The organism is Streptomyces sp. NPDC127038 (assembly GCF_042725875.1).
GTDB lineage: Bacteria > Actinomycetota > Actinomycetes > Streptomycetales > Streptomycetaceae > Streptomyces.
Map to the genome: position 1 here is coordinate 23,203 of NZ_JBHXDQ010000089.1, position 9,491 is coordinate 32,693.

Genomic DNA, 9,491 nt, shown 5'->3' on the forward strand with positions numbered 1-9,491 from the left:
TGACCCCCTGACCGACCCCACCTCTGACTGAGCCCCCCTGACCGACCCCGCCCGGTCGCCGCGGGCGGCGGGTTCAGCAGGTCGGAGCCCCTCCCCGGGCCCCTGAGCGGCGCCGGGGACGGGGCCGGTGCACCCGATCGGCGCGTCCACGAACCGTGGGCGCGCCCCGGCACCGGGCTTCCCACAGCGGTACCCTGACCAGGCCGCATCCACCGTTTCGGAAGGACACCCCATGCCGCTCGAAGCCGGCCTCCTGGAGATCCTCGCCTGCCCGGCCTGCCATGCCCCGCTCAAGGAGCAGGACAACGAGCTGATCTGCACGGGAGCGGACTGCGGCCTCGCCTACCCGGTCCGCGACGGCATCCCCGTACTCCTGGTCGACGAGGCCCGGCGCCCCGCGTAACCGACCCACCCGCCTCGCGCACGGCGGCACCGCGGCCGCCGCACGCGAGACCGGGACGCCGTCGCCGCCCGCGGGCCGGCGACGGCGCGGCAGGCACGAAGACGAGCCACGACACCCGACGACGAGCGCCGGCACAGCCAACCGCACGGACGACGGCGACGCGGCCGTCCCGACCGGCGGCCGGCGCCCACCAGGCCGGCACCCGGTCCGACCCAGCGCCGCTCGGCACCTCGCGCGAGCGACCCCGTGCAAGCGACCCCGGCGGCTCACGCGCAAGCGCCCCCCGGCGATCGGAGGCTCCCGACCCCATGCTCGACGAATCGCTGCTCGACGATCCCGACGCGCTCACCCGGGCCGACCGGCGGGCCCTGCTCCGCGGCGCCGCCGAGGCCGGCGCCCGGGTCCGCACCGCCGTCCGGCACGCCAACGAGGCCGGCATCTCCGAGCTCAAGCCCGACGGCCGCCCGCGCGCCGTCCTGATCGCGGGCCCCGGCATGGCCGCCACCGGCGTCGCCGAACTGCTCGGCACCCTCGCCGGAGCGAGCTGCCCCCTCACCCGGATCACCCCCACGGGAGTCGCCCCCGCCGGAGGCGCCCTGCGCTGGGACCTGCCCGGCTGGGCGGGCCCCGTCGACCTCCTGCTGATCGCCACCCCCGACGGCAGCGAACCCGGCCTGGAACTCCTCGTCGAGCAGGCCTACCGGCGCGGCAGCACCGTCGCCGCCGTCGCCCCCGCCGGCTCCCCCCTCGCCGAGTGGGTGCAGGCCAGCCACGGCCTCTTCGTCCCCATGGCGAGCGCCCCGTACGACCAGGAAGAACCCCTGGGAGCCTCGGCCCCCGGCGTGCTCTGGGCGCTGCTCACCCCGCTGCTCGCCCTCCTCGACCGCACCGGCCTGGTCACGGCACCGCCGCAGGCGCTCCAGAAGGTCGCCGACCGCCTCGACCGCGTCGCCGAGCGCTGCGGCCCGGCCATCGAGGCCTACAGCAACCCCGCCAAGACCCTCGCGGTCGAACTGGCCGAGGCCCTCCCGGTGATCTGGACCGAGGGCACCTCTGCGGGCCCGGCCGGGCGCCGCTTCACCGCCGCGCTCGCCGAACTCGCCGGCCGCCCCGCCCTCACCGCCGAACTCCCCGAGGCCCTGGCCTCGCACAGCGTGCTGCTCGCGGGCGCGCTCGCCGCAGGCGCGGACCCCGACGACTTCTTCCGGGACCGCGTCGAGGAGGCACAGGCACTGCACGCGCGCGTGGTGCTGCTCCGCGACCGTCCCATCGGCGGGATCAGCGCGGCCCCCGCCGCCCGCGAACTCGCCCTCAGCCACGACACCGCGATCAGCGAGCTCGAACCCGAGGAGGGCGGCGAACTGGAAACCCTCGCCGAGCTGATCGCCATCACGGATTTCGCCGCCGTTTACCTGGCGCTCGCCTCGGGGGCCTGATCTTGGGCGGGACCCCGCATCCGGCGCGTCCCGGCGCCGGACCCCGCGGCCGGCACCCCTGACACCACGCCTCCGGCCGACGCCCCGCACACCGCGGCCCGGCCAGCACGTACGGAGAAGAAGACACCGATGGACCGCCTCGACAACACCGTCCGCCCCTACGCCTGGGGCTCGACCACCGCCATCCCCCGGCTGCTCGGCGTCGAGCCCACCGGCGAACCGCAGGCGGAGATGTGGATGGGCGCCCACCCGGGCGCACCCTCGCGCACCGAGCGCGGTCCGCTCAACGAGGTCGTCGCCGAGGACCCGGAGCGCGAACTCGGCCGCGCCGCCGTCGCCAGGTTCGGCCCCCGCCTGCCCTTCCTCCTCAAGCTCCTCGCCGCCGGCGCCCCCCTCTCCCTCCAGGTGCACCCCGACCTCGAACAGGCGCGGGAGGGCTACGAGGACGAGGAGCGCCGGGGCGTCCCGATCGACGCCCCGCACCGCAACTACAAGGACGCCAACCACAAGCCCGAACTGATCTGCGCCCTCACCGAGTTCGACGGCCTGTGCGGCTTCCGCGCCCCCGAGGAGGCCGCCGCGCTCCTCGAAGCCCTGGAGGTCGACTCCCTCAAGCCGTACGCCGACCTGCTGCGCGCCCACCCGGAGGAGGCGGCGCTGCGCGAGGTCCTCACGGCCGTGCTGAGCGCCGACCCCGAGGACATGGCCCGTACGGTCGCCGAGACCACCGCCGCCTGCGAACGCCTCGGCGGCGACTACACCCCGTACGCCGGTCTCGCCCACCACTACCCCGGCGACCCCGGGGTCATCGCCGCGATGCTCCTCAACCACGTCCGGCTCCAGCCCGGCGAGGCCCTCTTCCTCGGCGCCGGCATCCCGCACGCCTATCTGGACGGCCTCGGCGTCGAGATCATGGCCAACAGCGACAACGTCCTGCGCTGCGGTCTGACCCCCAAGCACGTCGACGTCCCCGAACTCCTGCGCGTGGTCCGGTTCGAGGCGGCCGACCCCGGCGTCCTGCGTCCCGAGGCGTCCCCCGACGGCGAAGAGGTCTACGCGACCCCCATCGACGAGTTCCGCCTCTCCCGCTACGTCGTCGCCGAGGGCGCCGATCCCCGCGACCTCACCCGCGAGACCCCGCAGATCCTGCTCTGCACCTCGGGTTCCGTACGGGCCGACGGCATCGACCTGACCCCCGGCACCTCGGTCTTCGTACCGGCCGGGGAAAAGGCCGAAGTGTCCGGGTCCGGCACGATCTTCCGTGCGACAGTGGTCGTCTGACGGGACGCCGGAGGAGACCTGAGGCGCGCCGCCGACCGGCCGGGCTGCAAGAATGACCCACCGCAAAGGGCGGGCAAAGCCCGGACCGGGCGGGGTACGAGGGTACGAACGGGTCCGGACGGCGTACGAAGGGACAGCAGGAGCAGATGAGCGCTTCAGGCGGCACCAAAGCGATCGTGGCGGCACTCGGCGCCAACCTCGCGATCGCGGTATCGAAGTTCGTGGCGTTCGCGTTCAGCGGCTCCTCCTCGATGCTCGCCGAGGGCGTCCACTCGCTCGCCGACTCCGGGAACCAGGCGCTGCTCCTGATCGGCGGCAAGAAGGCCCAGCGCCAGGCGACCCCGCAGCACCCCTTCGGCTACGGCCGCGAGCGCTACATCTACGCCTTCCTCGTCTCGATCGTCCTGTTCTCGGTCGGTGGCATGTTCGCCGTCTACGAGGGCTACGAGAAGATCAAGCACCCGCACCAGATCGAGCACTGGTACTGGCCGGTCGGCGTCCTGGTCTTCGCGATCGTCGCCGAGGGCTTCTCCTTCCGTACGGCCATCAAGGAGTCCAACGAGCTGCGCGGCTCGCACTCCTGGTCCCAGTTCATCCGCCGCGCCAAGGCACCCGAGCTGCCGGTCGTCCTCCTGGAGGACTTCGGCGCGCTCATCGGTCTGGTCCTCGCGCTCGGCGGCGTCGGCCTCGCCCTGCTCACGGACGACGGCGTCTGGGACGGCATCGGCACGGTCTGCATCGGTGTCCTGCTCATCATGATCGCCCTGGTGCTCGCCGCCGAGACCAAGTCGCTGCTGCTCGGCGAGTCGGCCGGCCCGGAGGAGACCGCGAAGATCGAGGCGGCGATGGTCGACGGCGACACCGTCACCGGCATCATCCACATGCGCACGCTCCACCTCGGCCCCGAGGAACTGCTGATCGCCGCGAAGATCGCCGTCCAGCACGACGACACGGCCGCCGAGGTCGCCAGGGCGATCGACGCCGCCGAGGCCCGCATCCGCGCCGCCGTCCCGATCGCCCGGGTGATCTACCTGGAGCCGGACATCTACAGCGAGGCCGCGGCGGCCAAGGGCCCGGACCCCGCCGCCACGCCCGGCGGACCGACGCTGACACCGGCCGACCACTGACCTCACCGGTCACCGACCCCACCGGTCACCGACCGCGCCGGTCACCGACCACTGACCCGACCGGCCTCCGCACCACCGGCGTTCGCGCCACCGTTCGTACCCGCCGGGGCCCGTCCGACAACACGGACGGGCCCCGGCGGTGTTTCTTTCGTCCCGCACCCGACGCCACCCCCGCACTCCGGCGCCCCCACTCCGCTCCGGCCCCCGGAAACCGCGCCGGGCCCTCCCGATCAGGCCCGTGAAGGCCGCTTTGTCCGTAGGTGGACTGGGGAGGGACAGGCCCACCGGTGTAGCTTGGTGACTGAGCCAGACGTCGCTGCTGATGGCGGTCGGGCGGTCCCACCGCGGACCGGCCGAGGGAGAGAGGGCCTCCGACGGACTGCGCTGCGCGCACCGGGCACAGCTGTGTCCTGCCGAGGCACGACCGTGCCCCGTCGGGCACCCGCACGTGCCGCCGCCGCGCAGAACAGCCCTACCCACCTCGCCCCGATACCGAGGAGCAGCTCTCCATGACGACTGTCGACAACCGACAGGACTTCAAGGTCGCCGATCTCTCCCTGGCCGCCTTCGGCCGCAAGGAGATCACCCTCGCCGAGCACGAGATGCCCGGCCTGATGTCGATCCGCAAGGAGTACGCCGAGACGCAGCCCCTCGCGGGCGCCCGCGTCACCGGCTCCCTGCACATGACGGTGCAGACCGCCGTCCTCATCGAGACCCTGGTCGCCCTCGGCGCCGAGGTCCGCTGGGCCTCCTGCAACATCTTCTCCACCCAGGACCACGCCGCCGCCGCCATCGCGGTCGGCCCGAACGGCACGCCCGAGGACCCGCAGGGCGTCCCGGTCTTCGCCTGGAAGGGCGAGACCCTGGAGGAGTACTGGTGGTGCACGGAGCAGGCGCTGACCTGGCCGAACACCCCCACCGGCGGCCCGAACATGATCCTGGACGACGGTGGTGACGCCACCCTCCTGGTTCACAACGGCGTCCAGTACGAGAAGGACGGCAAGGTCCCCTCGGTCGACACCGCCGAGAACGACGAGCACCGCGTCATCCTCGAACTCCTCAACCGCACGATCAGCAACGGCTCGCAGAAGTGGACCCAGCTCGCCTCGGAGATCCGCGGCGTGACCGAGGAGACCACGACCGGCGTCCACCGCCTGTACGAGATGTACCGCGACGGCACCCTGCTGTTCCCGGCGATCAACGTGAACGACGCCGTCACCAAGTCGAAGTTCGACAACAAGTACGGCTGCCGCCACTCCCTGATCGACGGCATCAACCGCGCCACCGACACCCTCATCGGCGGCAAGACCGCCGTCGTCTGCGGCTACGGCGACGTGGGCAAGGGCTGCGCGGAGTCCCTGCGCGGCCAGGGCGCCCGCGTGATCATCACCGAGATCGACCCGATCTGCGCCCTGCAGGCGGCGATGGACGGCTACCAGGTCACGACCCTCGACGAGGTCATCGACAAGGCCGACATCTTCGTCACCACGACGGGCAACAAGGACATCATCATGGCCGCGGACATGGCCAAGATGAAGCACCAGGCGATCGTCGGCAACATCGGTCACTTCGACAACGAGATCGACATGGCCGGCCTCGCGAAGATCCCCGGCATCGTCAAGGACGAGGTCAAGCCCCAGGTCCACACCTGGAAGTTCCCCGACGGCAAGGTCATCATCGTGCTGTCCGAGGGCCGCCTGCTGAACCTGGGCAACGCGACCGGCCACCCGTCCTTCGTGATGTCCAACTCGTTCGCGGACCAGACCCTGGCCCAGATCGAGCTGTTCACCAAGCCCGAGGAGTACCCGACCGACGTCTACGTGCTGCCCAAGCACCTCGACGAGAAGGTCGCCCGTCTCCACCTCGACGCGCTCGGCGTGAAGCTGACGACGCTCCGCCCCGAGCAGGCCTCGTACATCGGTGTCGAGGTCGACGGCCCGTACAAGTCGGACCACTACCGCTACTGAGCACGCCCGCCGAGCAGCGGTACCACCGCTCGGCGTCCGGATGTCAGCAGGCCCTCGCCGTCCCGGCGGGGGCCTGTCCCCGATGAGGACCTGAACGCCCATGCCCCGCGGCCGCTATTCGCTCCATGATCCGCACGATCACACCCCTCTCGCCGACGAACACTTCCACTGCGCGCCCGGCCCCTCGGGCTGGCGCTACGTCTCCCAGCTCACCGCGCCCTCCGGCACCACACCCGACGGCCTGCCCGAGCCCGGACCGACGACGGTCACCGGTTCCGTCGACCTCGCCCTCGACGATCTCGGCCGTCCCATCCGACTCGAACTCCACGCGGCCGGCTGGCAGGTGCGGGGCGCCGCTCTCGACGGCGTGACCTGGGTCCGCACCGACCCCACCGGGGCCGAGGCCACCGAAGGCAACGTGCCCGCCCACGCCTTCACCGGTACCTCCCCCGCGTTCCTCGTCGCCACCGCCCGTCTTCTTCGCCTCACCCCCTCCGCCACCGTCGCGGCGACCCGAGTCCGCCTCGTCGCCTTCACCGACCCGGTCCTCGCCCCGCGCACCCTCGACCAGTCCTGGGCCTTGATCGCAAGCGAAACACACGCCACTGACAACGGGCCGCTGACCGTGGACGAATACCAGGTCACAGCGCTGGACACCGGGGAACAGCACGCCGTGCACATCGCGGGGGACGTGGTGCTCGCAGCCCCCGGCATCGAACTGGAGCACCTCGAATCACCGCCGTCGGTGTTCACCTGACGGCGGCGCCGGGGCGACTACGCGGGCGGTGCGAAGCCGGTCGACGGCCGCTCGTCCCCGTCCGTCCGGCCGGCCGGACCGACGGGATGCGCTCCGGGCACCGGGTGGAAGGAAGGGGCGACGGGAGCGTCGAGCCGGGGCGGATGGGGGACAGGACCGCCCGGCGGGGCGAACGGAGCACCAGGCGGGGCGAAGGGAGCACCGCCGGGTACGGGTGGCGGGAAGCCGCCCGCCGTGGCACCGAAGGTCCGACGGGCCTCCCGGATCTGGCGCTCGTGCACGACGGCCGCCAGATACGCGCCCGCCGGCACACCCTGCGGCGCCGGAGCACCCGTGCGCGAGGAGAGGTCCGCGGCGAGGCGTTCGGCCATCGCCGCCCCGACCTGAGGATCCAGCTGCTGCCACCGCGTCAGGTACTGCCGCACGGCCAGCCACAGTCCGTCCGGCACCCCGGACAGATCGAGCTCGGCGAACCGCCCCGCCAGCCAGGTCGGCGGCGCGGGAACGTAGGGCACACGCCCTTCCGGAATCCGCTCCCGCACGACCAGCGTCCCCGCGAACACGTCCCCGAGCCGCCGACCGCGCTCCGAGACCAGAGACGCGATGCAGGCGATGATCCCGAACGTCATCAGGATCTCGACCACTCCCACGGCACCGCGTACCAGGGCGTGCCGGAACCGGATCGGACCGCCGTCGTCCCGCACCACCCGCAGCCCGCACGCCAGCTTCCCCAGCGAGCGGCCGTGGCTCAACGTCTCCACGGCGATCGGGCCGCCGACCAGCACCAGCAGGAAGCTCGCGATGGACACGGCGATCTGCGCGGCGTCGTCCAGCCCCGAGGTCGCGGCGATCAGACCGATGGTCACGACGATGTAGACGGCCACCGCCACGGCCAGGTCGAGCATCACGGCGAGCGCCCGGCTCGGCAGTTTCGCGGGCCGCAGCTCCAGTGCCACTGCCTCGCCCGTCACCAGCTCACTCACGCGCGCCGCCCTTCCCCTGACCTGCCCCGACAACCGCCAGTCTGCCAAGCTGAGGGCACATCGCGCCCCAGTAGGACAAGCTGACATCCATGATGAGTCCCCGTTGCGCAGCCGAGGAGCAGGCAAACCGATGGACCTCGACGTCTTCGTCTCCGCCCACCGCGCCGAGTGGGACAGACTCGACGCGCTGCTGAGCCGCCGGCGCAGCCTGAGCGGAGCCGAGGCCGACGAACTCGTCACCCTGTACCAGCGGGCGGCCACTCATCTCTCACTGATCCAGTCCAGTGCGCCCGACCCTCAGCTGACCGGGCGTCTGAGCCGGCTCGTGGCCCGCGCGCGCGGGGCCGTGACGGGCACCCGCAGGGCCTCCTGGCGCGATGTCACCCGTTTTCTGACACAGGGTTTCCCCGCGGCCGTCTACCGCGCCCGTCACTGGTGGGTGCCCACGGCGCTGCTGTCCACGGCGACAGCCGTGCTCCTCGGATGGTGGATCGGCACCCATCCCGAGGTCCAGGCGGCGATCGCGGCCCCAGGCGAACTGCGTTCCCTGACCCGTCCCGGCGGTGAGTACGAGACCTACTACTCCAGTCATCCCGCGGCCGCCTTCGCCGCCCAGGTGTGGACGAACAACGCCGAGGCCGCCGCCATGTGCCTGGTGCTGGGCGTCTTCCTGGGCCTCCCGGTCCTCTGGATCCTCTTCGAGAACATGCTCAACCTGGGTGTCGGCATCGGTCTGATGTCGTCGGCCGGCCGCCTCGACACCTTCCTGGGGCTGGTCCTTCCGCACGGTCTGCTGGAACTGACCGCCGTCTTCGTGGCCGCGGGCACGGGACTGAAGCTGGGCTGGACCGTGATCGACCCGGGTCCGCGATCCCGCCGGACGGCCCTCGCCGAAGAGGGTCGCGCCGCGCTGGGCATGGCGATCGGTCTGGCGCTGGTCCTCTTCGTGTCGGGTGCCATCGAAGGCTTCGTCACCCCGTCGGGCCTCCCGACCTGGGCCCGCATCGGCATCGGAATCGTGGCTGAACTGGCCTTTCTCACGTACGTCTATGTCCTCGGCGGCCGTGCCGCACGCTCCGGCGAGACAGGGGACGTCTCGGTGGCCGAGCGCAGCGCCACGCTGCCGACGGCCGCCTGATGTGCGCGGGCCCCTGAAGACCTGCTAGCCTTCTCGTTACCCCAGAAAACTCGTTGACACGGGTCGCTCGGGGAGGTAGATTCGAACAGTTGCCTAGAACTGGACACGTCCGGTGGCGACGGTTAGAGTCTGCTCGCTTCTCGAAGGAATCGACATGTCGATTCAGAAGAAGCCCCTCCTGATGATTCAGAAATGGCCGCCGGTCAATCCGGCCCGCAGATTCTGATAAAGTCGGAGCCGCTGAAAAGGGAAACGCGAGAGCGGATTACCTTGAAAGCACCGAGGAAATCAGGCCCGAAAGGATCTGATAGAGTCGGACTCGCCGGAAAGGGAAACGCGAAAGCGGAAACCTGGAAAGCGCCGAGGAAATCGGATACGGAAACGGTCTGATAGAGTCGG

Annotated in this window: 9 protein-coding genes; 7 read left to right on the plus strand and 2 right to left on the minus strand. The window is 71.6% G+C overall.

Annotated elements, in window-relative coordinates; all coding sequences use genetic code 11:
- Positions 1-232: 232 nt before the first annotated feature.
- The 6 genes from ACFWI4_RS37590 (at position 233) to ACFWI4_RS37615 (ending at position 6,971) form a co-directional block, all read left to right on the plus strand.
- Complete coding sequence (locus ACFWI4_RS37590) at positions 233-403, plus strand: Trm112 family protein (RefSeq protein ID WP_387205710.1); 171 nt, start codon at positions 233-235, stop codon at positions 401-403.
- A 308-nt stretch (positions 404-711) separates the two neighbouring features.
- Positions 712-1,839 carry an SIS domain-containing protein gene (locus ACFWI4_RS37595; protein WP_387205712.1) on the plus strand — a complete coding sequence of 376 codons (1,128 nt, stop codon included), beginning with the start codon at positions 712-714 and terminating at the stop codon, positions 1,837-1,839.
- Positions 1,840-1,968: 129 nt separating this feature from the next.
- Positions 1,969-3,120 (plus strand): mannose-6-phosphate isomerase, class I, encoded by a 1,152-nt coding sequence (manA, locus tag ACFWI4_RS37600; protein WP_387205714.1) that lies wholly within the window; start codon positions 1,969-1,971, stop codon positions 3,118-3,120.
- A gap of 146 nt (positions 3,121-3,266) precedes the next feature.
- Complete coding sequence (locus ACFWI4_RS37605) at positions 3,267-4,247, plus strand: cation diffusion facilitator family transporter (protein WP_387205716.1); 981 nt, start codon at positions 3,267-3,269, stop codon at positions 4,245-4,247.
- A 509-nt stretch (positions 4,248-4,756) separates the two neighbouring features.
- Entirely contained in the window at positions 4,757-6,214 is a 1,458-nt protein-coding gene (gene ahcY, locus ACFWI4_RS37610; protein WP_387205718.1) for an adenosylhomocysteinase, read from the plus strand.
- A 100-nt stretch (positions 6,215-6,314) separates the two neighbouring features.
- Complete coding sequence (locus tag ACFWI4_RS37615; protein WP_387205720.1) at positions 6,315-6,971, plus strand: hypothetical protein; 657 nt, start codon at positions 6,315-6,317, stop codon at positions 6,969-6,971.
- A 17-nt stretch (positions 6,972-6,988) separates the two neighbouring features.
- On the opposite strand, the gene ACFWI4_RS37620 is transcribed toward ACFWI4_RS37615, so the two are convergent.
- Complete coding sequence (locus ACFWI4_RS37620) at positions 6,989-7,954, minus strand: RDD family protein (protein WP_387205722.1); 966 nt, start codon at positions 7,952-7,954, stop codon at positions 6,989-6,991.
- Positions 7,955-8,084: 130 nt separating this feature from the next.
- Here ACFWI4_RS37620 and ACFWI4_RS37625 point away from each other — a divergent pair, with 130 nt between their 5' ends.
- Complete coding sequence (locus tag ACFWI4_RS37625; protein ID WP_387205724.1) at positions 8,085-9,092, plus strand: stage II sporulation protein M; 1,008 nt, start codon at positions 8,085-8,087, stop codon at positions 9,090-9,092.
- Positions 9,093-9,295: 203 nt separating this feature from the next.
- On the opposite strand, the gene ACFWI4_RS37630 is transcribed toward ACFWI4_RS37625, so the two are convergent.
- Positions 9,296-9,491, minus strand: a 196-nt coding sequence (locus ACFWI4_RS37630) for a hypothetical protein (RefSeq protein WP_387205726.1), incomplete at its 5' end; no start/stop codon positions are given.